Here is a 25,979-nt window from a genome sequence, read left to right on the forward strand (position 1 = left end):
CGATGCTGCATAAGCCCCAACAGCAACAGAGGCTGCGATAATTCCGGCAAGACCAAGTGCAATCAATAATTTCTTTTTCAAGTGAATTCCTCCTCATTTCGATTCCCCATTAATTCTGTAATACTTACGCCAATTCCTACCAATTAGTTTCATAAAATTTACATTTATCCAACGTTCGGTATTTGTTCTCTTCCACAAAATTTCTCTTACATAGATAATACGTTTTCGTGACGAGGTTTTGATAGTAGGGTAAGACGAGGGATTACTCCCTCGGACTCCCCGTCAAACCGTGCATGCGGATTTCCCGCACACGGCTTTCCTTCGTCAGTTCCCCATCTTCAGGAGTGAGTTTTCTTCATCCGTCGCCAGACTGCGCCTATTTCACTCCTGAATTAGAAACGTGTGGTGAGTAAGTTTGTTAGAAATACCATTCCAGCCTGTTCCAACACTTTGTTAGGAATCAGTGAATTAAAAACCGTAGATTTCTTTTGGCGCATAAAGGCTCGCACCCTCATGCGCGTTCATTCGTCTAAACGTTGAAACTTCTTCTTTACATTCCCTATGCCGAAGTAATTACCAAATCCTCGCACAATTTCATTTAATTTCTTGAGCATTCCATCGAGGTTAATCCCTTGTTGCCTGCGGGTGACTTCCCGAATCTTATCCTTGTACTTCTTCACTTTAGCATCCGGTAGTATCAGATAATCCTTCTTGAAGTCGAATCCTAGAAATCGAAATCCTTCATCAAAATGCACAACCTTCGTTTTCTCAGGATGCATTCGTAGTCGTAGTTCGTCTTCCAAAATACTCTTTGCCGTTAGGTATGCTTCTTCTGCTTGTTCCTTTGTCTTGCACAAAATAACTGCATCGTCTGCATATCTTACCACAGCAAAGCCCTTCTCCTTCATCCCCCAGTCGAAATGGTTCAAATACAAATTTGCAAGCAATGACGACAGATTTCCGCCTTGTGGAGACCCGATTTTCGTTTCATGGAACTGGCCATCTTCCATGAATCCCGCCGTTAGCCATCCGCGAATGAGCTTCAGAACTTTCCCGTCGGTGATTCGCTCATGCACTTTTTTCATCAGTAATTCGTGTGGAATTTCATCGAAGAAAGACATAATATCTAGGTCAACCGCATATTCGTATCCGCCGCGTTTTGCGCGTCGAATCGTATTTATTGCTTGGTGCGCCGAATATCCTGCACGAAAGCCAAAGCTGTAGTAGTAGAAGTCTTGTTCGAAAATCGGCTCAATGATTTGGCGTACCGCTTGTAGACATACACGTTCTCGGATAGTCGGAATGCCTAAAGGTCTTAACTTCCCGTTTTCCTTCTCGATGTAATGCCGCCTGACAGGATCGGCTTTGTACCGATCTTGATGCAGTAACAATCGTAAACGTCTTAAACCAATGAGGGGTAGCTCCAAGAGGGGGCGTCCCGCCGATGGCGAAAGAACGCTAAAGGATAAAGGACTGCCGGCGACCTGAGTACGTCCCTGTAGGGCAGAAACAGTTTTGGGAGTCAAATACAACCATTACTCGGTCACCAATGATATTTCTTACTTTGCCACCATAGTGCGCACCAGCCTTTGCCATAGCTAGAACAAATGATGAATATAGTTTGGCCATACTTATTCACGGATTGATGTGAAACCTTCAATTGAGCTTTAAGCATCATGGGAAGGGCAGGATGAACAGGAAGAACAGGCTTGCCCCAATTAACAATTTAGGTCATCACCTAAGGCTTAACCGTCAACTCGCCATATACTGATATTGCCAGCCAGCCACCACATTTGTCATCTCAAAAACACCTCCTAGTCGCGGATAGGGGGTGTCTTTTACGTTCAATATCCGGGGATTACGTAGATATTACCGACTGAATACTAACTTTAACTTAGGAAACAAATTTTTATAAAATTTTCAGGACTTCCGAAGATATTTCACAAGAAAGGCTCCTAGGAGAATACTCCCAGGAGCCTCTTCTTTACTGTGATGACAAGGTTACCAACAAAAAGACATAGTAACGATAACCAAAAGAATAAAGAGAACTAAAATCTCTACACTGCTAGTGCGACGAATGCCGTCTACCGCTATTCCCATATTCAACACTCCCTCTTTAAAAGATGATAATTACCTTTTATTTTATGTCCGGATTTTATCCCTTGCTTGGACATATTGACATAATCTGTTGATGATAAATATCGAACAGCACTTTCACATGCTGGCTCCCAACCTGCTTGACAATGTCAAATGCCTCTTTCGATGAGGAAAGAAAATAGCCTTGATGGTCAACAATAGTGTTTAACGGCTCAACTAACAGCGTAATGCCCTCTCGTTCCAGCAGGGGCAAGCAAGCTTCCAACCCATCAATCAACGATTGTGTCTGCTCTGCTCTTGATACCCCTTCTTTGACACTTTGAGCAAAATTTTGCTTGCTGTAAACAGCACAACACAGACGGAGAGCTTCATTGTCATCCTTCTTTCATGAAGATATGGCGTAAGTACATAGCATTCTGATCTCTCATCATTGTAAGGTAAAATAAAGCAGAAGAAAATAAAGGAAATATCACCCTAGGAGTTTTATCTATGATTCGTTCCCTTGCTATCACAACTGACTTCACTGTGCTCCATGATGTCCCTCTCAAACAGCTTTTAGACACGAATATCAAGTGGTATTGGGTCGACTTTCATAATCCAAGCGAAGAAGAAGCCTTGCATTTAAAAGAGCATTTCCGCTTCCACCCGCTGGCGATAGAGGATTGCTTTTACTTACTGCAAAGGCCGAAAATGGATCACTATGAGAATGTTCATTTTTTTGTGATGCATGCGATGAATGCCAAGACGCTGGCTGCTGAAGAGGTGGACATGTTTCTGGGGAGTAACTTCATTGTGACTTTTCATTTACATGATTCGAGGGAAATCGAGGATGCTTGGTGCCGGTTGTCCGAACAAGAAAACTTGCGAAGTGAAGGCCATATCTATGCGGCCTACTTAGTTCTGGATAATTTGGTTGATCAATATTTTCCCAGTGTGTACCAAATTGAGGATCAACTTGATGAAATCGAAAACAACGTACATTCAGAATCGATTGAAGTTTTAATGAACGATATTTTTGAAATTCGTTCTAGATTGTTAAAATTACGCCGCACCATCGTGCCTATGCGTGATCTGTTATACAGAGTCATAAATACGGAGCGTCTCGATCAACTTCGCGAGCATCTCGTCTTTTTCACAGACATTCATGATCATCTGCTCAAGCTTTCTGAAATGATTGAATCGAACCGAGACATGACGGCTGATATGAGGGATAGTTACATCTCTTTGAATTCAAATCGGATGAATACGATCATGAAAACATTGACGGTTATCACCACCATTTTCATGCCTCTAACTTTCATTGCCGGAATTTATGGGATGAATTTCTCTTATATGCCCGAGCTGGAGTGGCACTGGGGATATTTTGCAATACTTTTGATCATGATCGGAATTGGTTTCGGTATGTTCGCCTGGTTTTGGAAAAAAGGCTGGTTTAAATAGGATTTAATCAGTCCCCTGAGTTTGCTGCTTTCTTCGGACTTACCGCATAAAGCAGGATAAACGATATGAGGATAATGGCACCTGTCCAGCACCAGGCAAATGTCTGGTTGCCAGATTCAACAGCAATATAGATGGCTGTCGGCAGCGTCTGTGTACGATGTGGAATATTGCCTGCAATCATCAGCGTCGCGCCGAATTCTCCAAGTCCACGGGCAAAACCCAGCGTATAAGCTGTTATGACTGAGCGCCATGCCAAGGGTAAAGTGATAAGGCGCAGCACCTGCCATTCACTGGCTCCCATTGATCTTGCCGCCTCTTCTAAGTCACGATGGACGGAAGCAAAGCCTGTTTTCATCGTCTGATACACTAATGGAAAAGCGACCACGACCGAAGCTACTACAGCAGCTCCCCAAGTAAAAATAATCGGCTGATTAAACATGCTTTCCATCATCTTGCCAATCCAGCTTTTTTTGCCGAGTAGGACAAGCAGAACAAATCCTACTACCGTAGGAGGAAGCACGAGCGGCAATAGAAACACCGTTTCCAGCACCATCCTCCCTTTGAAATTCCGCCGCGACATCCACCAGGCAAATAAACCGCCAGAGAGTAGAACCAAGAAGCTGGAGACCACAGCAACCTTTAACGAGAGAAGGATCGGAGAGGCAAACTCAAACCAATCTACTTGTATCCTCATTTAGGAATCGTAAAGCCATATTTCATAAAAATAGCTTGGGCTTCTTTCGATTCAAGAAAGGTAAAGAAGTCTGAGGTCTCTTTCTTATGCTTGCTTGCTTTGACTATACCTGCCGGATAGGCAATCGGAGTGTAGGACTGGGTATCAACGCTGAGCGCTACTTTCACTTTCTTCGAAGTAAGTGCATCGGTTTTATAGACGAAGCCCGCTTCCGCGTTACTGGATTCCACATAGGTAAGCACTTGACGCACGTCTTTGCCTTGAACGATTTTGCCTTGCAGCGGATCCCAGAGCTTCACATTCGTCAGCGCTTCCTTCGCATAACTGCCCGCCGGAACCGTCTGTGGTTCTCCAACCGCCAAATGCTTGATATCGGGACCCGCCAAGTCATTTATTTGGTGCAAAACTGCTTTGCTATCAGAAGGAACTACGATAACCAATTCATTCATGAGCAAGTTCTTCTGCTCCGAACTATCGATTAGCTGTTTGTCGATGAGCGTCTTCATATTTTTCGCTGCTGCGGAGAAGAACAGATCGGTTGGCGCTCCCTGTTCTATTTGCTGCTGAAGAACACCGGACGCACCAAAGTTGAAATTCAGTTTAATCTGTTTATTTTTGCTCTCATAGGCGGTTTGCACTTCTCTGAGAGCATCCGTTAAGCTGGCTGCCGCTGAAACGGTCAGCTCCACTTTTTCTGGCGCTTGAGTCTGAGCATTACTCATTGAGGACTGTTCGTTCTTAGGGGCGCAGCCTGCAAAGAGAATGACTGCCAAAATAGAGAGACTGATATAATAACGACGATTAACTATTTGGTTCATGCCGCACTCCCGTTATATGGATGTAATATGAATCTATTATACGAAATCATCTCATTTCAGTAAATGCGACAAAAAAGGAACCAACACTGTGGTCAGTTACCCGAGGCCATTTGAAGATGATGTGATAAAAGAGGGAATCAGTTGCTCTGTTTAGCCAATCCCGCATCTACATTCTTTTTCACTTCATCGAGAAGCGCCTGTGCGTCCCCTTTACCATGAATCGCCAAATCTTGTACGCGCATCGTTTCGTTCCAAAGTAAGGCACCCGCCGGTGAAACCGGTCTGGTGAAGGCTGTCGGCATTAGATCCAAGAAAACTTTCAGATTTGCAATTTCGGCCAGTTTCAATTGCTCGTTAATGGCCGGCATAGCCGTAATATCGTTACCGGCATTCGGTCGTTTCGCCCAGAGCAATGTGCCTTCCTTATGGGCTACGAATTTAACGAATTCCCAAGCTTCCTTCTCATGCTTGGAGCCCTTCGGAACGACATACGACCAACCTCCCGCCCATGTCACCGATTTATTGCCTTCAGCCGCCGGCATCGGAGTTACGCCCCAATCGAAGTTAAGCTTGTACTTCGCCAAATCGTTCAGAATCCAGTTGCCGTCGAACACGAAGCCGACTTTTCCCGTCCAGAATGGATTCATGTCCGTTTGTCCCATGGCGTCAGAGAAGCTGGTCAGGTTGCCGACATCATACTTCTTGGCGTAACCGGCCATCCAAGCAAGCGCCTTCACATTCTGCGGATCGTTGGGAGTCAAATTATGATTGCCATCCTCCCATTTGCCTCCCCAGTTCCAAGCTTGCGTATAGAGAAATCCCTGGTTCATCCAAGGAATGAATCCGACTTGCGAGTATTTGTTGTTGCTTCCTTTTTTGAAAATTTTCTCGGCCATTTGATCCAATTCTTGAATGGTTTGCGGCGGCTTGTTCGGATCAAGCCCCGCTTCTTTCATCAACGTCTTGTTGTAAAACATACCACGATTGTCGGTGCCCCAAGGCAAAGCGTATATCTTGTCTTTATAGACGGTTTCGGCCCAAAGTCCTTTATAATAATCATCCTTAGAGATGCCGCTGCCCTTCACATAGGCCGTTAAGTCCGTCAGGGCACCTTTCGCCGCCCAGGAACCGATCAAGAATCGGTCGAACAAAGCGACGTCGGGAGGATTGCCGCCTGCGATGGCTGTAAGCAATTTATCCGAGGCCTGTGTCTGGCCTGTCGTCTCCACAAATGTCATTTTCACTTTTATGTCAGGATGCTGCTTCTCGAATACGTCGATAACATTAGCTTTGAAAGCTTTTTGGTAGTCTCCGCCCCACGGAAACCAGAAATCAATCGTAACAGGTGCGCCCGAGTCTTTGGAAGCTTTGTTATTTGCAGCTTTCGCATCCGTTCCTTTACTATCGCCGCCAGAGGATGCCGTGTTCATCGAGCTGCTGCAGCCGGCGATCGTCAAAGTCATCGCCAGGGTTGCCGCCAAAGGAAGTGTTACAAACTTTTTACCCCGCCAACCTGCTTGTACCTTTTCATTGTTCATCTTTTAACCTCCTCTTTGTCTTATACTCACTTCCGAGCACTCCTTAATTGTATGCGTTTTCATACATGCTCCGAAACGAAGGGACTTTTGTTTTAGTGTGTTTTTTTGTTGTTGGGTCGGTTAAAAAAGGAAAAGACTCACAGCTAATGTGCGAGTCTCTTCAATGAACGCCGCAGGAATGGACTGTGTGGACCGTTTATTTCACTTCCGCAATGGATACCCAACGCCCTGTCTGAGCGGATTTCTGTACAGCTTCGAGCACGATTTGATTGTTTAGGCCGTCTTCGAAATTGGGCGTCGGATTTTTGCCGTTGGCGATGCCATTCATTAGTTCCGTGAACAGATTGATAAACGTATGCTCATAGCCGATAATATGGGCAGGTGGCCAATAAGCTCCTGCGTACGGATGAACCTCCTCCTGGCAGTTAATGGAGCGGAAGCCCTGCATGCCCGGTTCGTCCTCGGCGGAATAAAATTGCAGCGTGTTCATCTGCTCCATATCCCAACGGATCGAACCCCTCTCGCCATTGATCTCGAAGCGGTTTCCGTTGCGGTTGCCGCCGGCAAACCGCGTAGCTTCAAAAACGCCGACAGCCCCGTTCTCAAAGCGGGCCATGAAGATGGACGCATCGTCCACATCAACTTCCCCAAGCTCTCCTCCCTTGACATTGGCGCTTAAGCCGCCACTCATTTCGCCAATCGGCCGCTCCTTGATGAAGGTTTCCATCATTCCGTTTACTTCCTTAAATTCCCCTACCAGAAAGCGGGCAAGGTCAAGCGAATGGGCGGCGAGATCTCCATGCGAACCGGAACCGCAAACTTCTTTTTTCAACCGCCACACCAATGGGAAGTTCGGGTCCATAATCCAGTCTTGCAAGTAATTCGCTCTAATGTGATAAATTTTTCCGAGTCTTCCTTCATCGATCAGCTTCTTGGCGTACTGAACGGCCGGAACAAAGCGGTAATTGTGGCAAATCATATGAATGACCCCCGCTTTGCGCACCGCCTCCAGCATCCTTTTCGCTTCCTCCACGCTCATGGCGAGCGGTTTCTCGCACAAGATATGCTTACCGGCTTGCGCAGCGGCAATTGCGATTTCTGCATGGGCATTATTCGGGGCGCCGATGTCGATCAAATCAATATCGTCTCGTTCGATCAGTTTGCGCCAATCGGTTTCGTACGATGCCCAGCCCAGCTTCTGCGCTGCCGCCTTCACGCCTGCCTCGTCGCGTCCGCAAATCGCCTGCATCACCGGAACCCCGTCGGTGTCAAAGTAGAAAGGGACGTCCCTGTAGGCGTGAGAATGGGCCTTGCCCATGAATTTATAGCCGATCATACCAACCCGGATTTGTTTTTTGCCCATAGTCATATATCCTCCTAGTATTCATCTTTTATTTGCTGCCTGAACGTCCACTAAATTTTTCCCCATCGTCGTGCGTTGATTGCCCATGCTTTCCCTCAACTAATCATTACGCTCATTCAGAAGAGAAGCCCATTGAGCGGGAGGAATCAGATCAACAACCGCTTTAATTTTAATATTGGCAAAATCGATATCCGGCACTTCTTCGATGGACAACCGGTTTGTTTGGAGCATGCCCAGCATGCCGGGATACTGTTTTTCAATGTCGCGAAGGCGCTTGATGGCAGTCTCAAAATCGTGATGCGACGCGTTAACGGATCCGATGACACATTTATTTTTAATAACCATTTCCCGATACGTCTGATCGCTAGGAAGGTCTAGGCGGCCGTTGCCCGGAGTAACCCCAAGAAGCGCCAGGATCCCGTTATTGCTGAGCAGGGGGATTGCTTCGTACCCGAGAGGGGCGTGCCCGCTGCATTCCCAAATCATATCGAAGCTTTTGCCCATTTGCTTCAAGTATTCCGTCAATCCGGAAAAGAATGGTCCGTCGACGGAGGATTCGGCTTGTCGGTATTGCCCTCCGATGCTGCGGATGATGTCAGCGTTCAAGCTCTCGGAGTCCGATTTGGACCATACATACGTGTCAAATCCAAGAACCCTGCATGTCAAAGCCGCCAAAATGCCCAAAGGACGGAGCCCAGAATAAGTACCGTCCGAGGTCTCCAAATCATGCGCTGCTGAATCTTCATCGTCTGGTTCCATACCTTCTCCACGATGCTTTGCGGTTCCACAAGAACCCCATACGGCATGCACTCATTGGGAACTTTGACGATGTATTTCGCATTCTCTACAACATACTCGCATATAAAGCCGTCAGCCCTTGCAATTCCCCGCTCAGTATAATTGCCGGTTTGGCAAAAATCCTGCCGTCCGTTACGGCAATTGGCGCATGTTTCTTCGCTGCACGGTCTTCTTACTAGCGCCGTTACAAGATCTCCCGGGGATAGTCCGGATTCGGCGCCAGCTTCCGCAACAATGCCTAACAGCTCGTGTCCGATCACCATTTCCGACTTGCCGCCCGGATATCTGGCAAAGTTTTCAACGATGATTTCCCGGTCCGTTCCGTCGAGCCCGACGCAGAGCACCCGAATGAATACGTCCTCCGGACCCGTCACACCCGGCTTCGGGACATTCGCCATCGCAACTTTCACTCGGGCCTCTTCGTCCCTGATCGTAATCGCTTTCAAAATCATCACTCCTTAACCAAATGTTCGGAAATTTTCCTTCTGATGAAGGAGACGGACCGCTGCATTTCGTCCAAGCCGTTCACTCCGTCCTCAATTGAGATCCAACCGCGGAAGTTCACAGAACGAAGCCCGGCGAATATCGCATCGTAATCGTTCAAACCTTCCCCGATCACGCCGTGAAGCAGAGCGGATGAGTACCCGACCGAATCGTGATGCTTTAGCTGCTCCAGGGTGTACTCCGGCTTTACATACCGGTCGCTCGCATGCATGGTGACGATTCTGTGCTTCACCCGCTCCAGTAAAATGAGCGGATCTTCTCCCGCCACGATGGCATTAGAAGGATCGTAATTTACGCCGAACCAAGGCGAGTCGATTTGATCGATAATTTCTAGAAACACGTCCGACTGCTGAGCGAACTCAGGAAGCGTCCAAAATCCGTCCTTGTAATGATTTTCCATAACCAGATGAACGCGATGTTCTTCGGCGAAAAGCAGCAAATTGCGTATAGCGTCTACTGTCCAACAGATACCTTCCTCACGCGAAACTTCGGGCCTTCTCTGCCCGGATAACACTCGGCAGCTGCGAAAAGACTCTGGACCGAGCACACTCATCGCCCAAATCATACGTTTCATGTGCTCGATTTCATTGGAGCGGAACTCCGGGTCTGGGTGGGTGAAATCCGGCGACGAGCACATCATCGGTATTTGCAGTCCTTGCCGTTCGGCTGCGGCTTTGACTTCAAGCAGAAACGGCTCCGTCAAACCCGGTAAAAATCTCGGATACATTTCCAAGCCGTCTGCTTCGAGCGTTCCCGCCATTTCAATCCAATCAAACAAACTCATGGCGCCGTTCGATAATAAGTCGATGAAACCTTTTGGAAACGCCGCAATTTGAGCTTTGGCATGCATGTTCATTGCCCGACCTCCTTATACCGATTGTTAATCGTTTTTCACCCTTTCGACGATCTGCCGCAGTATTTGCTTCAGCTTCTCTCTGTCTGTGCTCGGTTTAAACTCTTGTTTATCGATAACTAACGGAGCTCCGATGACAACAAGCGGGGCACCGAGCTTTGGCATTTCCGCTGCTTGATCAACCGAAAGCCCTCCGACAGCCTGAACGGGTACGGATACTGCGCGAACTACCGCCTGCAGGTGATCGAACGGCGTCCGCTCCGGGTCCTCCCCTCTCTCATCGAATCCGGTATGAACGATAATATAATCCACGCCGTTCGCTTCGAGCATCTTGGCGCACGCCACCGGGTCAGGGGCTGCAAGGATGTCACCCATGACGGAAATTCCGTAATGTCTCGCCGCCTTCACAACTGCACGGATTGTTGCTTGATGGGCAACACCCATCACGACTACGTGCGTTGCACCGGCCTTGGCCATCATTTCCGCCTCCAAATATCCACCGTCCATTGTCTTCAAATCCGCTACTATCGGATGATGGGGGAATGCCTGCCTTAACGCTTCGACCGCATACAAACCTTCGCCGAGCAGCAGAGGTGTTCCCGCCTCGATCCAATCAACCCCCGCTTCAACGGCGACCTGAGCCATTTCCAGCGCGTCCTCTATGTTGGTCAGATCCAATGAAATTTGCACAATCGGTTTCATGATAGGAACATCCCTTCCAGATTGAATGAATTAATTTAATTATATAAATGGTTTATTCAAATATGTCCGATCGCTATCTTAAGGGAATGACCATCGTTACTTTAGTACCGACACCGGAGGTGCTTTCTATGACCAGTCCGTACTCCTTACCATAGGCTAATTTAATTTGACTATTGATATTTTTTAGTGCAAAGTTATGTTCCCCGACCGGTTCGTCGCTCTCCAGCGCTTCCATTAGCTCAGCCATTTTGCCGGGCTCGATCCCTATGCCGTCGTCCTCGACTTCGAAATATAGAATCTGCTCTTCGTTTCTCCAACTGATGTCCAGCCGACCTTTCCCTCTCTTGTTTTCCAAACCGTGATATATCGCATTCTCCACTAGTGGCTGAAAGACGAATTTCAATACATTGTAGTTCAGGATAGCCGGATCCATACTCATATTGACCATGAATTTGTCCTGATATCTCACTTTTTGGATGGACAAATAGCTTTCCAGCAATTCCGCACTTTCCTTCACGGTAACAAAATCTTTCCCCTCGCTTAAGCTAATTCGGAGATATTTGGACAAGCCGAAGATCATCGTGCTGATCTCATCGACTTTATAAATACGAGAAATCCAGTGGATCGAATCCAACGTATTGTACAAAAAATGAGCGTTGATTTGAGAAGCCATCATCTTCAATTGCGTTTCTTTTTTTAATAACTTCTGAATATAAACTTCATCGATTAAATTTTTAATTCTCGTGACCATCGTATTAAAGCTGTGAAATAACATTCCGAATTCATCGCTTCGTTCATCTGCTATTTGTACGTCGAAGTCGCCTTCTCTCGCCCTACGCATGGCTCGGAGCAGCATTGTCACCGGCCTGTGCGTTTGTTTGGCGACTACCAAAGCAAGCACGATGGCCACAATTGTGAATCCAACGACGAGATAGACAGTGTAGTAACCGATTACACTCGAATCGCGCACCAGCTCTTGGATTGGGGCCATTCCGACAAGATTCCAATCGTTGATCTCCGATTTATCGTAAACCACTATCATCTTCTTGCCGTCTACCTCGTCCGTAAAAACCCCGCTCGATGCCGAGGGGAGCTCTAGCCCCGACTGCCGCATGAGGTGAGAACCGTTGGAGTCGGCTACGACCGTGTTATTCGAATCGACAATAAACGTTGTGCCGTCCGCGTGAAAGTCGACCTCTGACAAAAATTGCTGGATCCGTTCCGGATCAAACTCCATGATCAGTACACCCAAGAACTCATTTACATGGTCAAAATTTTTGATCGCCCTACCGAGAACAAAAACCGGTTTATTGTCATCGCTGTTATTTTGTTTCATAAATGTCGGACGAATTCCATACCATACTACCTGACCGTTCGCTGCTATAATTTGCTTGTACCATTCTTGAGTTTTATGATCGTTACCAACCGACGGAAGCTCCGCAAAGCCGTTGAACGAATACCTGTAGGAGGCGCTGCTTTCACCCAAAATATAAATATTAAGCGTGTCGTTCTTCGCGTTGACCAGATTGGACAAAAATTTGGCGATTTGCTGATTGTTGTAAGTTTGTTCGTAGCTTTCCTGGTATTCTCCGAGAATGCCTCTCTGGATTTCTTTGTAGCCAAAAACGATCAGAGAGCGGTTAGCATACTCATTCATTAACAATTCGAGACGTCTGTTAGCCTGCTGAACGGTTTGCAAAGCGACCTGCGATACTTTGGAACGAATAATGTCATTAGCTTTATTATAAGAGAGATACCCCATGATCATAATGGAAATGGACATGCTGACAAAATAAAGAATAAATAATTTATACCCTATAGAACGCCATTTTAAATGCGTATGAAGATTCAAGCACGTCCCTCCGATCAGTTTACAGTACACCCAAATCCCAATACTGGGTCGGGGTGATCCCCTCCTGGTCTTTAAAGATGCGCTTTCATTTGTTAGTTTCCCGTTATGAAAGAGTTCCAAATATAGTTGTCTGATAACTTATTTTACAATATCTTATGGAATTCGAAATGAATCGAAAGTCTTGGAGCGGTGGCGATAATAATGTCGATAATGGTCGTTAAAATCAACTTAATTGGGCTATCCATTTTTTAACATAAGCTGCTGTGTGCCGATAACCGCTGTCATCGTCGCTGAAATACCCCAAAAAATTCATGGCAAAAATCAAAGAATAATAATCGACGATTTTGCGATGCTCCTCGGTTAATCCCCAGATCCGGCAAAGTTCCTCTATATAGAATAGATCCGATTCATGAATATCGGCAATGATGGAGGTTTGAGTAAGTGAGATCATATATAAAGGATCCCCGTAGCAAACGCAGTCCAAGTCGACTATTCCTTGCAGCTCCCCGTTCAGCATGATTACGTTTTTTGTTGTAATGTCGTCTAAAAAACAAACAGGCCGGATGTTATCGAAGTAAGGAGCAAGACGGTCCAACTCTTGAACCGTACGTTCAACCTCTGCCGTCGATACTTCATTCAGAATATTCGGCAAACCATTGTGTAAATCTCGATAAATGATATCTTTCCATTGTTTAAACTCGCCTTGGTCGTTGATCGGAACCCAACCGTACCCAGTACCAAGGGGAAGCTGCGCTGCTTTCTGCTGAAAAGAAACGATGGTTTCGGCCAGTTTCGTCATTTGGGTTTTCGTCATTCCTGCCAACTCGAACCTTAGATCGCGACCCGGGATCTTTTCTAAGATCATATAGTGAAAAGGGTACCGTTCTTTCGTTAAGTCTTCCATAATGACTTGTGGGACAGGGAGCTGCAATTCGCCCAAAATGGAAATATTTCGGGATGTTCCTTTTAATACAAAGGGATTTTCATTACATCGAACGATGACCTCCCGATCGGGCAGAGTCACATTATAAACCGAGTTGATGCGGCCGACTGTCATCCTCTCCAAATGCAGAGCTTCAATCCCGAACGCTTCATGTACGATTTTCATCAGAATAGAATCCATGGCCGGAACATTCATATCGTTTCAACCCCCTCTTGCATGGGTCAAGTTACTTATTTTTATTATACATTCGGCCTGATCTATAGCTGTAATTGTTCTAAGCTTAATTCTATATAATTGATCTCCCCATATATCTCTCATGACTTCATCCTCAAGTGATATTTTGTCAGTCGAAACCGCAAACAGTTCTCCGTTGTATTGGATTATTACCTTATTGTGATTCTCATCTTGCAAGACAATGCTTCCTGTACTTTCGATTTGCGGAGAGTACGGAGTCATCAAAATCAGTGAAATATCGTCTGTAGCACGCTGCAATTGAAAGTTGTCCTTGATTTCAATACATGAGTGCGAATCACGAATGAGACTTATTGAACGCATCCAGCTTTTAATCTCGGCAGAATCAGGGTAGGCTCCCGCTATGTCCATCGATAACGATGCTATCGTATCTTCTTGGTGATAATTGACATCATAAGCTTTATACTGTCTTCCATCCAGTTGTTGAACCCCGTTTACAATAGGTAGATTATGGTAGGCTGATTGCATCGCCCATATTGTATATCGCTCTGAAAAGAATGATTTCGATGTATATGTCACAACGCCAGGATCTATAATCATTGGGGAGCCATCACAATATACGATGAATTGGCCGATGTCATTGTGATTATGGCTTTCATCGTTGTGCCCACCCTTAGCGGCGAGGTATAACCCCTTGGACGAGCCCTCCTGCTCCCGTGCCACCATCACTTGTATCCCGTCAAGCCACGCATCCCTGATGTAAGGAGATTCTCCAGTGTAGTGCAGTATTTCCGTATAATTGAATAAAGCTGGCAATAGACGAAACATGGCCGGAAATTCTACATTGGTTGCTTCCTCTCGCTTTTTCTTCAGCACCATTGCTCCCAGTCCAGACAGCCTGGCATCTTCAATACGCCGCCCATATCGGTACGTAAGTTCAGCGGGGATATGTACCTTCGCCGAACTGTCAGCAAAGTTGGCATAAAAAGAATCATCAATAAAAGCCTTGTAAATGTAACGGCCTATTTGTTGAATAAGAGGTTCTTGGTATACATCAATCTTTCCGCCGGAGACTCCGTAAAGCAGTTCCAGACAATCGAAAAGCGTTCCTCCCGCAAATATCCAATACTTTGGTCCTTCCTCACAACCACCATCTGAATGGAGTCGTTGAATATAACTATCTAAACTGCGTATCGCTTTTACCACTGCTGCTTCACGACGCTGCGGGTCGTCTTCCAAGAGTAAAAATGCGGATAAGCAATTTGAATTACACCACGGATTCCAATTATTCAGCATCCTCTCTTGATTGAATCCCATCCACCAGAAATCAGTCCGGTATAAATATGGATCAAGAACCCGTTTTTTAACTTCGAGTTGTATACGCTCGCATACCATAATACTAATTGCATCCAATTTGATTTTCAGCAGATAATACGCCCACGCGAGTAGTGATGCAGTTTCGGCTGAGAACAATTCAATGATCTGATCAGACACATCTGGAAGCTGGTCCTGTCTCTTCATCATATAGCCATGTCCCGGGATGCCCCAGAATGTTTCTTCACAAATACACCAAATCCCGTTGATGATGTCATCCATAAAGCGCCCCTGGTTCTCGATACATTCGGCAACGATCAAAGAAGCTAGATCCTGTCTTCGCTCCAAGGAAACTGTGTCATATCTAACACGATTACCAGTTCTGCTGTAATCCATATATTGAGTGGCTGTAATAGCAGGCCATGAATAATTGAGCTTACTCTCACCTTTATCGATCCAAAACTTCTTAAGATTTGCTGGTAATTTACCCCATTCATTACGCTCCGCAATTGTAGGAAACGGTTTGTAATTCTCCCGTGAAAGCAAAAAATCTCTAAGCTCTTCAGTAACATAACGCTCTGCTAGCATTGACATCTTCCTCTATATCTTTATATGGTGGGTAAATTTAAAACCGCTTGAGGGAGACCCTCAAGCGTAAGCATACTGAATTGTTTCTTCGTTTCGCTTATCGGAGGCCAATGATTATATATGGATAACTTGACCGCCGTTAGCCGCACTCTTCCAGGCCGCTTCCGTCAAACGCGCAATTCTTAAGCCGCAGCTGGACGGCGCAGCAGCTTCATTAACTCTGCCGAGGATGAGATCAACAAAATCACGATTGGGATCACTGGAAACCGGGAGTTCTTCCGATACTTCGACAAGTTCTCTTTGCCCTTCCTTGGCGACGAATATTTTATTATTGCGGTACAATACGGTTCCCTTATCGCCGTGAATAGACACATCCTCATGCCAACCGATGCTGGCGCTTCCGACAACATTGAAAGTCGCGATTGCGCCTTCCCGGAAGCGAACGGTGACGGCCGAGTCGATATCGACTTGTGATCCACGGTTGTCAATGCAAGCAGACACACTTTCCGGTTCGAGACCGGTAACCCAAAGCACAACGTCAAGAAGATGGCTTCCGGAATCATTCAACTGCCCGCCGCAGGATAATGCAGGGTTTTGCCTCCAAGTACCTGTCGTACCTTTCAGCCAACTTTGTGCCTGATAAGCGCAAATGAAATTAATTTTTCCAAGTTCTCCGTTTTGGATCAAGTCGCGAATATAGATGTACGGGCCCATCAGGTGGCGCTGGTAGGCAACGGCGAGATACTTGTTTACACTTGCCGCATGGGCAATGATGCTTTCCGCGTTTTCGGAGCCGTCGACAAACGGCTTCTCCATTAGTACGTGTAAGCCGCCGTCCAAGCATGCAATTCCTTGCTCAAAATGCATGCTATGCGGCGAGACAATAATGGCTGCATCGGCATTTGCCAGTGAGATAGCCTCCCGGTAGTCCGTATAAACCGCTACATCCCTCAACTCAGGAAAACGCTCCTTCACTTGTTCGACTGCTGCAGCTGAAGGATCCGCCAAAGCTACAATTTCAGATTCGGGTACTTGCAGCAATCTTCGAATGTGCTCTCTTCCCATTCCACCAACGCCAATCATTAAGAAACGAATTTTTTCCATCTAATATCCCTCCGTAAATGTAATGTAATGGTTTTATTGCAATCGAAACCGTTAATTCCCGTTTCTTCGCGAATCAAATCCGTCGCTTCTTTCGCTTTCCGCTCCTTGGTCGCGACCCGTAAATAATGCTAACTTCCCCTCCAGATAAAATTGTTCATAAGCCGAGACCCCCATTGATATGAAGTTCGGTGCCGGTGACTTGGCTGGCTTCGTCCGATAATAAAAAGATCGTTCCGTATGCCATATCTTCAGGCGTTTGCATACGGCCGCTAGGTATGTAATTCTCAGCCATTTTCATTAATTCTTCCTGGCTTAAACCCCTGTTCTGGTGCAGCTCTATTTCCCCTTCAGAGGCTACCCAACCGACGGTCACCCAATTGGACCGGATACGATCTCTGCCATAGTGGGCGGCGATGTGACGGTTTAAAGTAAGCATCGCGCCTTTCGAGCAAGAATAGGCAGCGAGCTCCTTTCCACCTTTATAGCCGTTCGTGGAGCCCATATGTACAATGGAGCCGCCGCCTGTCTTTAACATCGACTGAATCGCGTACATCGAACAGAAGAAAGCGCCTTTCATGTTGACGGCAAAAACCGAATCGAAAAGCTCCTCCGACGTATCCACCATCGTTCCCCTGGGGAAGATACCGGCATTATTGACCAAACCGTCGATCTTGCCGAAACGGCCGACCGTTTCATCGATCAACTGCTTGCATGCCTTTTCGCTGCTGATATCCGCTTTTACAAACAACGCTTCGGTACAATAGGTTTCCTGGATTGCTTGGACAACCCTTGCTCCGTCTTGTTCATTTCTGCCATTGACGACAACAGTTGCGGCCTCGCTCGCGCACATCAAAGCAATGCCTTTCCCGATGCCTTTGGTTCCGCCTGTGACGACGACTACTTTTCCGGCAAGCCTGTTCCCCATAGATTTCTCTTCCCCCATCCTTATCTGGTTTCAAACACATCCTTAACTTGATAAGTATCGGTTACCGATTCCAATCCGAACTTGGCAACGTCCAAGGCACTCTTCGTACCGAAGTCTTCAATAAATAATTCCAACGACAAGTATCCTCTATAGCCGATATCGTACAGTGTGCTCGCGAATTGTTGCGAAGGCGCGCAGCCAGCGCCTGGAAATACACGGTTCCGGTCGGCTATCACATCTCTTGCCGGCGCAGCGGGATAATCGTTCACATGTACGATGCCAATCCGTTCCCCGTTCAAGTAAGCAAGATTTTCTACCCTGCTGCCGCCCGTATACATATGGAACGGATCCAGCAAAATTTGGGCATTCGGTGCGCCGCTTTCCATCGCCACATATATCGCTTCGCTTAAGCGGGATAATTTCTTGGCCCTGCCCCAAAATTCCAGATACGGCTTGATCCCGATTTTGCGGGCTAATTCCGAGAGCATGGCAAAACTTTCAGCCATGCTTTCCAGGGAAACACGTTCCACATTGCCGAAAGGAGGAGCGGCTACAGCAGCACAGCCGAGTTCCGCAAGCATCACCATTTCCTTCTCCGCCTGCACGAACGCTCGCTCCCGTTCCGCTTCGTTCTCGTCCGACCAAGCAAAAAAGGCAATCGCGTTAACAACCTCTATTCCCGTGTCCGTGATGTATCTCTTCAATTGTTTGACGGTTCCTCCGTTGGACAAATAAGCATCCAGATCTTTGACCCACAGTTCTACCCCTGCGTAGCCGGCTTCAGCGGCAATTCGCACCTGCTCTTTAACTTCCAGTTTGAAAGGAAACAAGGTTGACGCATTAAGTGCCGGTTTAAATGGAAACATCACGACTTCTCCCTTTTGCCATGAAGATCACTCGTTAAGGAGTAACTTCAATAGTCTTTTTTTCGTTGTTGCTCTTGATCCCCAGTTCAATCAGCCGGATGGCCATACGCGCTTGCTCCGGTTTAACCTCAAGCTCCGTTCGGCCGATGATGGCGTTGTAAACATTTTGAAAATACGTTGTGTAAGAGCCCGGTAACGTCCGAATGCGGCCGATATAATGAAGGCCTCCGATGGTGGTGTTCAGCGTACCCCACATATCTTCCGGCTCCGCCCCCCAGTTCGGCTTCAAAGGCGTTTCTCCGTGGATCAATGCTTGCTCCTGCGGATCAGTGCCGTATTTGACAAAAGAGCCGTTCGTTCCGTGAAGCGTATAACGCGGACCGCGCTCACGAACTAGTGCTGAGGACTTTAGCCGGACGCTTAGTCCGTCTTCGTAGCCTAATACAACATTGAAGTAATCGTCTGCGATGGCATTTTCACGAATGATGCGTACATCCGCTTGAATCGTCGCCGGCATACCGAACAGGGACAGCGCTTGATCGAGAAAATGAGCCCCGAGATCGTAGAACACACCGGTACCCGGTGCACCGCTGTCCCGCCAGTTTGCTCCCACGCTTGGACGGTACGAATCCCAACAAAATTCGGCTTCGCTGATCCTGCCCAACATGCCCTGGCGGACAATTTGCCGAACGGTAAGAAAATCGCCGTCCCAGCGTCGGTTATGGAACACGCTCAGCACTTTTCCCTTTTCCTTCGCAAGGGTGATTAGCTTATCCGCTTCATCGGTTGTCACCGTAAACGGCTTCTCTACGATGACATTCTTTCCCGCCTGAAGAGCATCCTTTACGAATTCGTAATGATCGGTACTTGGAGTCGTGACGACAATCAGATCGATGCTGTCATCCCGGTATAAATCCTGGACATCACCCACAACTTCCACCCAGGGATACCGTTCCTTGGCTGATGTGCCTCTTCTCTGCACCACTTTTGCCAGCTTCAAATCGGAAACAGCTGCAATAACCGGCGCATGAAACGTTCTGCCCGCGAATCCGTAGCCGATTAAACCTACGCGAAGCTCGTTGCCCATTCATCCCTCTCCCCGATCCGTAGACAGCAGATGCCTTATTTCCATACCGCTGAATAAGATCCAATTTCGTCAAATTACAAAAGTTGATCTACAAGCTTTCAAACGGAACTCGGCCGCTATTCCACCAGCCCGGTGCGCTCCACACCCTGGATGAAATATTTTTGCAGGAACAAATAGACAAGCAACAGCGGAGCGACGACAAGGAACGTGGCCGCCATTACGGTCGGCAGACCAAACGTTTCCATCCCGTGCGTGGCGGATGTTTCGTTCAGCGATTGGTACAACCGTGGAAGCATCATCGGCAGCGTGTATTTGTCCTCCGAAGTCAAATAGATGTTAGGTTCGAAGAAGTCGTTCCAGTGCCATACGAGTGACAGCAGCACGGTTACGACGATGGCCGGCGTCGTCAGCGGTAAAATGATTCGCCAGTAGACTCGGAAACTGCCGCAGCCATCGACGCGAGCCGCATCCTCCAGCTCCCTGGGCAAATTGCGGAACAGCTGACGGAAAATAAAGATAAACAGCGCCCCACGAAGTCCGTTAGCAAAAAATGCAGGTACAACGATGGGCGCGAACGTGTCCATCCAACCCATTGCTTTATACTGGATAAACAGCGGAATGATCACCGTTTGCGGTGGAATGATGAGCGTAAACATAGCCAGCATGAAAAGCGCCTCACGCCCTGGAAATTTGATCCGGGCGAAACCGTACGCAACGAAAGAGCAAGCAAGCACTTGGCCGACAACACTGAGCAGGGATGTAGTCGCCGAGTTATAAAAATGGTCCCAGTACTTAAGGCCGACGATCCCGTACGCGTAGTTTTGCCACGCCATGCTTGTCGGAATCCACTTGATCGTGAAATTCAGCAGGTCGGGAGGCGTTTTTAGGGACGTTGTTATCATATAGATGAATGGATAAAGAAAAACGAAGGACAAATCGATCAGCAGGCAGTAAACGAAGATCCGGTACACGATGCCGAACCAGCGGCTTCTGCTCGCCAACCGGCTCGCAGTGAGCCGCAAGAAGCGGGGCATCCTTTCCAGAGCAGCATCAGGGTGCCGTGGCGCTGATATTCCATCTGCGTTTTTCATAGACTTCGGTCACTCCTTTCATCATTCTCCGGAATAAAAGATGAAGCGTCTGGACGCGGCGAATATGATAACAATGATCACAAAGATCAGCGCAAAATAGATCCATCCAAGCGCTGCCGCATAGCCGAGTTCAATCTTGACGAATCCGATATCGCGAATATACAGCATTATCCGGTTCGTTACATCGGTAAAGGAATCAACCAGCGTGTAAACCAAATTGAGTAAAATGACGGGCGATACGAGCGGAAGCGTGATTTTCCAGAACATCTCCCATTCGGTTGCCCCGTCACATTTAGAAGATTCGTACAGAGACGGCGAGATACCCTGCAGCCCTGCCAAAAACAGCAAAATCTGCACTCCTGTTTTCCAAAAGATCAGCGTCAGGCGGCTAAGCAGGTCAAACACAAACTGTGAGAACGCCGGCCCCATATAAATGAATGCGGACTCCGGCAAGCCGATCCCGTTTACCAGTGTTTTCTGGCCTACACCTGCATAAAGCAATTGCTGCAGCACCATACCTGAACCAATCAGCACCGGGAGGAAGAATGAGGCACGGAAAAACGCACGACCTCTGATTCTATGGTTCAGCAAGATGGCGATGAAGAGCGAGAACACAATGATTAAAGGCGTGTTGATGACGGTGTCCTGTATGACAGAGACGAACAGCGGCACAAACTGCGGATCCAGTACGAACGCATGTTTGAAATTCAACCAGCCGACGTATTTCAACTGAAAGCTTCCTACACCTTCCACATCATGGAAGCTTAACCACAACGAGTAGACGAGCGGAAACACCATGAACAGCAGAAACCCGACGAGCCACGGGGAAATGTAGACGTAGCCGGCAAGCATCTTTTTTCGCTCCAAACCGATTCGCTTCACATTTACCCCTCCTTCGGCAAGACAGCATAATTTTCTCCGAGTACGGAATGGCCGTCAATTTGGGTGGCGTCTGTTCCATAGTTAACGATAACGCGTGTTCCGTCCTCGTAGGTCGTTTGAAACACACGGTCCTTCAGCTTGCGGTGGTCGACCATCGTCTGCGACCAGGAGCCGCGGAGCTTATCGCTCATTTCTTTATACGTCTTGACAACGGTGTTGGACCAACTGCTGTAACGGGAGCTGAACAACTCAGCAAAGAACGTGTCCTTCAGTTCGTCCGAGTGTTGATAGGTGAGCTGATAAAACGGCATATATCCATATTCCACCATTTTCAAGAATTGCATCTGCGGATCGTGGAACAAATTCTGAGGTACGCCGGAATAAGGAATCACCCCGTGGATGACCATTTGGTAGAAGGGCACTGTTTCGTCCGTGAAGAAAAACCCGCTGTCCTGCATCCCCAAGCTGAAGATCCGGTCCGCGTAAGGAAGAACGTATGCATTCCCGCCTGTAACTGCCGCTCCGCCGAACTGAGAACGCGATTTGCTCATCATCTCCATCCATTCGGCTGCGGTTCCTTCACGAGTCAGCGGATAAATGTCATTGTAATCAAAATAATTCATCGTTCCGAACGCATCGAATTGCATTCCTGAGACCGGCAGCGATTTTAAATTTTTGAGATAGGTGCTCTGGAAGAACAAGTTCCGCTTGCGGGCGTTCAACAAGTACGAAACATTATACGGATCCGTCACCGGAAAATGATTCGCCCCCTTGATGACGTCGTCGCGCTCCGAGAAGCTGCCATTCGAGCCTCCCTTAAACGCGTGTACAAAGTCGTCCGTCAAATACAGTCGCACACCATTCTCTTTGGCCATGCGGGATAATGCTTCCAGGCCATTCATGCTGCCCAGCTGGGATGAAGCAGGCAGCTCCGAGGGCAGGAAGCCGAACCCTTGCTTGGTCCAGCCAAGCAAATTCGCAGATATCGATTCGATCCCCTTATCGTGAAGATCCTTCAAGATTTGTGCGGCTTGCTCGAATGTGGTTGCCGGCAAAAACCGGTCGGACAGGATGCGTTGTTGTTTAATCCCCATCAGCAAGTCGACGCCGAGCGGAATAGGATCGCCTTTCTTCATTCGCGGAACCAGGCCCTTTTCTTTAAGTAAATAGCCGCGGTATGAGACGGCCATATGACTGTAATTGGCCTCATCCCCGCCATAGAACAGGTAACGTACCGTATGGTTTTCGTGCAGCAAATTTTTCTCAGCCCGAATCGCCAAGTTTCCGTTTTGTTTCACGGCTTCATAGGACCTGCGGTATGTTAATTCCGCCGAAGTTCTGTTCAAGTTAATCAAGTAACCGCTGGGGGCATAAACGACGGATGAATCGAATTCTCCCTCCGTAATGATTCCCATAAAGGCATTGTTCTTCACCTTCATGCCGAATACCGGCAAATACGCATTCTCCGGCCGATTGTAGTCGTTAAACGAAATCTGATCGGAGCCGAATACAGCTGAGCGATAGGGCTCCATATATTGAGGATGATTCGGTTTGAAATAAGATATAGCCCCAGGACCGTCAGGATAAAATCCGTATCCCTCGACTTCATCGCCGGCCGCTCCGAAGAACGGCAGCGGTGACAATCTCATAATCACGTACTCCTCCGATTCTTTGATCGAATCCGCCGGCACGTGAACCTCCAACCCGCCGTTCTTCAGTTGAAATTGCATGGTGAAGCTCATTTTCAGCTGCTGCAGATCGTAATGCACCGATATCCCGTTCTCAATCGGCTTCGACTCCATCTTCGGCTGCAGCAAGACCGAGTTCGATTCCAGCACTTCCAATGTAGGCGTGTTCGGGTTCGTGTAGCTTAAATGGAAAATCGATTGGCTGTCCCCCTTCCACAAATCGTTCCCGTCTACATTAGTATCCTTGAGCGGATAGGCCGAACGCCAAACGTGTCCATCCCGTTTATCCTTAACCTGAAGGGCCGAGTCCCGGGAACGGAAATACAGCTCCAACCGATCGGTCTCTGCAGCCTTGGTGAATCCTTCATCAGACGGCAAAATGGTAACTCCGGCGGCAGCAGCATCAGTTTGTTTGGCTTGATTGGCTCCCTGAGCCACTGTTCCCCCAACGGACTGAGCGGGAAGGTGCTGACGAATTTTCATGGCAACGATGATGATAACGGCCAGCACGGCGATCCATAGGATCCGTTTGATCCAATTTTTCTTCATTTGTGAGGATGTCCTCCCCTCAGTTGAACTGTAAATACAGCACTTCGTTATAAACATCCTTCACGAACATGACGACGTGGTTGGTCAGCGCAAAGATCAAGCCGATCGTCGCCCAAAAGATAATGAGCGTAAACAGGCTCAACAGCGTGACGCCGATCGTTTTCTTCAGGGAATAGTCGTTCATTACTCCAAGATTGATAACCAATAATCCCCCGACCCACAGCCAGACGATCCATTGCAGCACAATGTATAAATACATTTCGTCGCGTGTCAGCACCAGTGTCAACGCTGCGATCGGGAGAGTAAATACGATGTAAGGGATCATGGAATAAGCTACAGCGAGCAGGACGTTGCCGAAAAAGGTTTCACCGTCCATAATCGATGTGATCAAATAACAGCTGACCGCCCAAGACAGAAGCGGCAGGATGATACGTGCGATTTCCAGCATCATATTTGCATCTTCGGGCTGCAGGCTGGCGACGTGGAAGGATGTCATCAGGATGGATGCGACCCGGACGGCAAACGTAAGCAGCAGCAGGATGAATGCGGCAGTGAAGCTTCGATAGCCGCGCAGCTCGCGAAATCCGTCGGCCGGGTGGAACAAGACGGCTAAGCCGATCTCGAGCGGCCGCCAGACGCGCACCAGTACAGAAGTATTCCCGCTCAATAGCCTAACCTCCTTACGATCATTTGGGCCAACCCGCGGAGCCTCTTGAAGATGAAATAAAGAACATACAACAGCAAGGCGAGAATCAGCAAAATCCAACCGAAGTGGTTCTTCATATATTGTCTGCGGTACTGCCCAAAGGCGTCGGAGTAGCCCTCCTGGTCCCCGGCCAACTTAAATTCGGCCATCGATTCCTGCCATCGCTCCTGCTTATAAAGCGCCTTCGCCACCCCGCGATGTGCGAGCGGATAATTCTCATCGATCTGCAGCACCTCATACCACGGCTTCAACGCTTCTTCGTAACGTCCGTTGAAGTATAGCGCGCTCGCCTGATGAATCAATTCCGAGAAGCGCGTCGATTCGAATACCTGAATGTTATTGCGGTCCCGGTCTAAAACGAAGAGTCGCCCTTGCCGGTCGACCCCGATGCTTGAAGGATATTCGAACGTTCCCTTTACACTCCCGTGTCCGCCAAATACGGCGAGCAGATTGCCTTCCTGGTCGTACTGGTAAATTTTTCGCGTTGTGGCGTCCAATGCATTGATGATGCCGTATTGATCCACCGCGATGTCGACGAAATAAGGAAGCGCCAACGAGCCGGATTCAATCGACTTCTCCCCGTAAAACGTGTCTTTCTTAAAAATGTTGATCCCCAGCGCGTTTAATTTTTTGATTTGATCCTTATCGATGAGTACCGTCGGAGAGTAGAGGTATCCTTCCTCATCCATCGTCAAATTCGCATGCTGGGGCGGAACCGCCTTGCTCAGCTGCTCTTTCTGTTCCGGTGTCGCCAAGAGCCGGATAAGGAGCTGCTGCCAGCTGAAAGGAACGTGATTGGCCGCGATGTAGCCGCGGAATTGATTGTTGGCGTCAATCATAATGAAACCGTTCGGGTCATTGCGATCCAGTACATTCAAATATCCTCGCTTATCGATCAACACTTTGCTCGGTGAAAAGTTGGCGTTCCCCTTCATGAGTGACGTCTTCGGCCGAACGAACTCCTCAATTTTAGCGCCCTTCGGATCGAGGTGGATGATCTTGCCGTTTCCTGTATCGGCGACGAACATATCGCCCAATTCATCGACGAAGATGCCTTCAGGTCCGTTAAGCTTTACCCCCTGCTCTTCCCCGAATATTCCAAGCACGCGGCCATTCGGATCAAGTTTTACGATCCGGTTGTTGCCCGTATCGGCCACGTACAAAAGTCCTTTCGAATCAATAAACAAGTCGCTCGCTTTATTAAACGGTTTCTGCCCGATATTCATGATAACCTCTCCGACCGTATACGCTAGCGGGATCGGCACTCGGTAATCATGAAGCGGATCGCGTGTATAGGATATTTGCGGCATAGCGCCGACAGGTTCACCTACAAGCAGCAGCAGAAAGACGAGGCAAAAAAAACATGCCGAGGCGCGTCGTAACAT

General features: G+C 47.8%; 23 protein-coding genes. 1 reads left to right on the forward strand and 22 read right to left on the reverse strand.

The annotated features are described in order from the left end of the window. Window positions 1-521: 521 nt before the first annotated feature. A complete protein-coding gene (gene ltrA, locus BLT91_RS19935) occupies window positions 522-1,427 on the reverse strand; it encodes a group II intron reverse transcriptase/maturase (RefSeq protein ID WP_217635258.1) in 906 nt (301 codons plus the stop codon). A gap of 728 nt (window positions 1,428-2,155) precedes the next feature. After that, window positions 2,156-2,455, reverse strand: a complete 300-nt coding sequence (locus BLT91_RS19940) for a TIM barrel protein (RefSeq protein WP_090824141.1) — start codon at window positions 2,453-2,455, stop codon at window positions 2,156-2,158. 131 nt (window positions 2,456-2,586) lie between these two features. Between BLT91_RS19940 and corA the strand changes: the two genes are divergently transcribed. Then, a complete protein-coding gene (corA, locus tag BLT91_RS19945) occupies window positions 2,587-3,537 on the forward strand; it encodes a magnesium/cobalt transporter CorA (protein WP_090824142.1) in 951 nt (316 codons plus the stop codon). 7 nt (window positions 3,538-3,544) lie between these two features. On the opposite strand, the gene modB is transcribed toward corA, so the two are convergent. The 20 genes from modB to BLT91_RS30830 all read right to left on the reverse strand — a co-directional run bounded on the left by modB (window position 3,545) and on the right by BLT91_RS30830 (window position 25,979). Continuing rightward, window positions 3,545-4,231, reverse strand: coding sequence for a molybdate ABC transporter permease subunit (gene modB / locus BLT91_RS19950; protein WP_090824144.1), 687 nt, complete (start codon window positions 4,229-4,231; stop codon window positions 3,545-3,547). Beyond that, window positions 4,228-5,049: a molybdate ABC transporter substrate-binding protein gene (modA, locus tag BLT91_RS19955; protein WP_090824146.1), complete on the reverse strand. Its 822-nt coding sequence runs from the start codon at window positions 5,047-5,049 to the stop codon at window positions 4,228-4,230. The genes modB and modA overlap by 4 nt, the downstream gene beginning before the upstream one ends. Window positions 5,050-5,186: 137 nt before the next feature. Continuing rightward, window positions 5,187-6,587, reverse strand: a complete 1,401-nt coding sequence (locus BLT91_RS19960; RefSeq protein ID WP_090824148.1) for an ABC transporter substrate-binding protein — start codon at window positions 6,585-6,587, stop codon at window positions 5,187-5,189. Window positions 6,588-6,783: 196 nt separating this feature from the next. Next, window positions 6,784-7,950 carry a Gfo/Idh/MocA family protein gene (locus tag BLT91_RS19965; protein WP_090824150.1) on the reverse strand — a complete coding sequence of 389 codons (1,167 nt, stop codon included), beginning with the start codon at window positions 7,948-7,950 and terminating at the stop codon, window positions 6,784-6,786. 99 nt (window positions 7,951-8,049) lie between these two features. After that, window positions 8,050-8,709 (reverse strand): MDR/zinc-dependent alcohol dehydrogenase-like family protein, encoded by a 660-nt coding sequence (locus tag BLT91_RS33005; protein ID WP_254777034.1) that lies wholly within the window; start codon window positions 8,707-8,709, stop codon window positions 8,050-8,052. After that, complete coding sequence (locus tag BLT91_RS33010; RefSeq protein WP_254777035.1) at window positions 8,613-9,194, reverse strand: alcohol dehydrogenase catalytic domain-containing protein; 582 nt, start codon at window positions 9,192-9,194, stop codon at window positions 8,613-8,615. Before BLT91_RS33010 ends, BLT91_RS33005 begins: the two co-directional genes overlap by 97 nt. Before the next feature lie 5 nt (window positions 9,195-9,199). After that, on the reverse strand, window positions 9,200-10,108 hold the full coding sequence (locus tag BLT91_RS19975; protein ID WP_090824152.1) for a sugar phosphate isomerase/epimerase family protein: 909 nt from the start codon (window positions 10,106-10,108) through the stop codon (window positions 9,200-9,202). Window positions 10,109-10,132: 24 nt separating this feature from the next. Continuing rightward, a complete protein-coding gene (locus BLT91_RS19980; protein ID WP_090824154.1) occupies window positions 10,133-10,807 on the reverse strand; it encodes an orotidine 5'-phosphate decarboxylase / HUMPS family protein in 675 nt (224 codons plus the stop codon). Between the two features lie 73 nt (window positions 10,808-10,880). Beyond that, window positions 10,881-12,659, reverse strand: a complete 1,779-nt coding sequence (locus BLT91_RS19985) for a cache domain-containing sensor histidine kinase (protein ID WP_090824155.1) — start codon at window positions 12,657-12,659, stop codon at window positions 10,881-10,883. Window positions 12,660-12,882: 223 nt separating this feature from the next. Then, window positions 12,883-13,797 carry a phosphotransferase family protein gene (locus tag BLT91_RS19990; protein ID WP_090824156.1) on the reverse strand — a complete coding sequence of 305 codons (915 nt, stop codon included), beginning with the start codon at window positions 13,795-13,797 and terminating at the stop codon, window positions 12,883-12,885. 6 nt (window positions 13,798-13,803) lie between these two features. Next, the gene (locus BLT91_RS19995) at window positions 13,804-15,696 is read right to left on the reverse strand and encodes a heparinase II/III domain-containing protein (RefSeq protein ID WP_175532422.1); all 1,893 of its coding nucleotides are present in this window, start codon (window positions 15,694-15,696) and stop codon (window positions 13,804-13,806) included. 114 nt (window positions 15,697-15,810) lie between these two features. After that, on the reverse strand, window positions 15,811-16,800 hold the full coding sequence (locus BLT91_RS20000) for a Gfo/Idh/MocA family protein (protein WP_090824160.1): 990 nt from the start codon (window positions 16,798-16,800) through the stop codon (window positions 15,811-15,813). 154 nt (window positions 16,801-16,954) lie between these two features. Beyond that, window positions 16,955-17,725: an SDR family NAD(P)-dependent oxidoreductase gene (locus BLT91_RS20005; RefSeq protein WP_175532423.1), complete on the reverse strand. Its 771-nt coding sequence runs from the start codon at window positions 17,723-17,725 to the stop codon at window positions 16,955-16,957. A gap of 20 nt (window positions 17,726-17,745) precedes the next feature. Then, window positions 17,746-18,591, reverse strand: a complete 846-nt coding sequence (locus BLT91_RS20010; RefSeq protein ID WP_090824164.1) for a sugar phosphate isomerase/epimerase family protein — start codon at window positions 18,589-18,591, stop codon at window positions 17,746-17,748. 34 nt (window positions 18,592-18,625) lie between these two features. Next, window positions 18,626-19,678 carry an oxidoreductase gene (locus tag BLT91_RS20015; RefSeq protein ID WP_090824166.1) on the reverse strand — a complete coding sequence of 351 codons (1,053 nt, stop codon included), beginning with the start codon at window positions 19,676-19,678 and terminating at the stop codon, window positions 18,626-18,628. 116 nt (window positions 19,679-19,794) lie between these two features. Then, on the reverse strand, window positions 19,795-20,769 hold the full coding sequence (locus BLT91_RS20020) for a carbohydrate ABC transporter permease (protein WP_090824167.1): 975 nt from the start codon (window positions 20,767-20,769) through the stop codon (window positions 19,795-19,797). 21 nt (window positions 20,770-20,790) lie between these two features. After that, a complete protein-coding gene (locus BLT91_RS20025) occupies window positions 20,791-21,651 on the reverse strand; it encodes a carbohydrate ABC transporter permease (RefSeq protein WP_090824169.1) in 861 nt (286 codons plus the stop codon). Window positions 21,652-21,653: 2 nt separating this feature from the next. After that, a complete protein-coding gene (locus BLT91_RS20030) occupies window positions 21,654-23,888 on the reverse strand; it encodes a DUF5696 domain-containing protein (protein ID WP_090824171.1) in 2,235 nt (744 codons plus the stop codon). Window positions 23,889-23,907: 19 nt separating this feature from the next. Continuing rightward, window positions 23,908-24,555 carry a YIP1 family protein gene (locus BLT91_RS20035; RefSeq protein WP_175532424.1) on the reverse strand — a complete coding sequence of 216 codons (648 nt, stop codon included), beginning with the start codon at window positions 24,553-24,555 and terminating at the stop codon, window positions 23,908-23,910. Continuing rightward, window positions 24,552-25,979 carry an NHL repeat-containing protein gene (locus BLT91_RS30830; protein WP_141225042.1) on the reverse strand — a complete coding sequence of 476 codons (1,428 nt, stop codon included), beginning with the start codon at window positions 25,977-25,979 and terminating at the stop codon, window positions 24,552-24,554. The genes BLT91_RS20035 and BLT91_RS30830 overlap by 4 nt, the downstream gene beginning before the upstream one ends.

Source organism: Paenibacillus sp. yr247 (assembly GCF_900103825.1).
Taxonomy (GTDB): Bacteria; Bacillota; Bacilli; order Paenibacillales; family NBRC-103111; genus Paenibacillus_E.

Coding starts and splice junctions, on each gene's coding strand:
- modB (WP_090824144.1), bottom strand. CDS start 4,231: ATGAGGATACAAGTAGATTGGTTTGAGTTTGCCTCTCCGATCCTTCTC.
- BLT91_RS20015 (WP_090824166.1), bottom strand. CDS start 19,678: ATGGGCAACGAGCTTCGCGTAGGTTTAATCGGCTACGGATTCGCGGGC.
- modA (WP_090824146.1), bottom strand. CDS start 5,049: ATGAACCAAATAGTTAATCGTCGTTATTATATCAGTCTCTCTATTTTG.
- BLT91_RS19995 (WP_175532422.1), bottom strand. CDS start 15,696: ATGCTAGCAGAGCGTTATGTTACTGAAGAGCTTAGAGATTTTTTGCTT.
- BLT91_RS19960 (WP_090824148.1), bottom strand. CDS start 6,587: ATGAACAATGAAAAGGTACAAGCAGGTTGGCGGGGTAAAAAGTTTGTA.
- BLT91_RS20020 (WP_090824167.1), bottom strand. CDS start 20,769: ATGAAAAACGCAGATGGAATATCAGCGCCACGGCACCCTGATGCTGCT.
- BLT91_RS20030 (WP_090824171.1), bottom strand. CDS start 23,888: ATGAAGAAAAATTGGATCAAACGGATCCTATGGATCGCCGTGCTGGCC.
- BLT91_RS33005 (WP_254777034.1), bottom strand. CDS start 8,709: ATGGAACCAGACGATGAAGATTCAGCAGCGCATGATTTGGAGACCTCG.
- BLT91_RS20000 (WP_090824160.1), bottom strand. CDS start 16,800: ATGGAAAAAATTCGTTTCTTAATGATTGGCGTTGGTGGAATGGGAAGA.
- BLT91_RS19990 (WP_090824156.1), bottom strand. CDS start 13,797: ATGAATGTTCCGGCCATGGATTCTATTCTGATGAAAATCGTACATGAA.
- BLT91_RS19965 (WP_090824150.1), bottom strand. CDS start 7,950: ATGGGCAAAAAACAAATCCGGGTTGGTATGATCGGCTATAAATTCATG.
- BLT91_RS30830 (WP_141225042.1), bottom strand. CDS start 25,979: ATGTTACGACGCGCCTCGGCATGTTTTTTTTGCCTCGTCTTTCTGCTG.
- corA (WP_090824142.1), top strand. CDS start 2,587: ATGATTCGTTCCCTTGCTATCACAACTGACTTCACTGTGCTCCATGAT.
- BLT91_RS19980 (WP_090824154.1), bottom strand. CDS start 10,807: ATGAAACCGATTGTGCAAATTTCATTGGATCTGACCAACATAGAGGAC.
- BLT91_RS19975 (WP_090824152.1), bottom strand. CDS start 10,108: ATGAACATGCATGCCAAAGCTCAAATTGCGGCGTTTCCAAAAGGTTTC.
- BLT91_RS20005 (WP_175532423.1), bottom strand. CDS start 17,725: ATGGGGAACAGGCTTGCCGGAAAAGTAGTCGTCGTCACAGGCGGAACC.
- BLT91_RS20010 (WP_090824164.1), bottom strand. CDS start 18,591: ATGTTTCCATTTAAACCGGCACTTAATGCGTCAACCTTGTTTCCTTTC.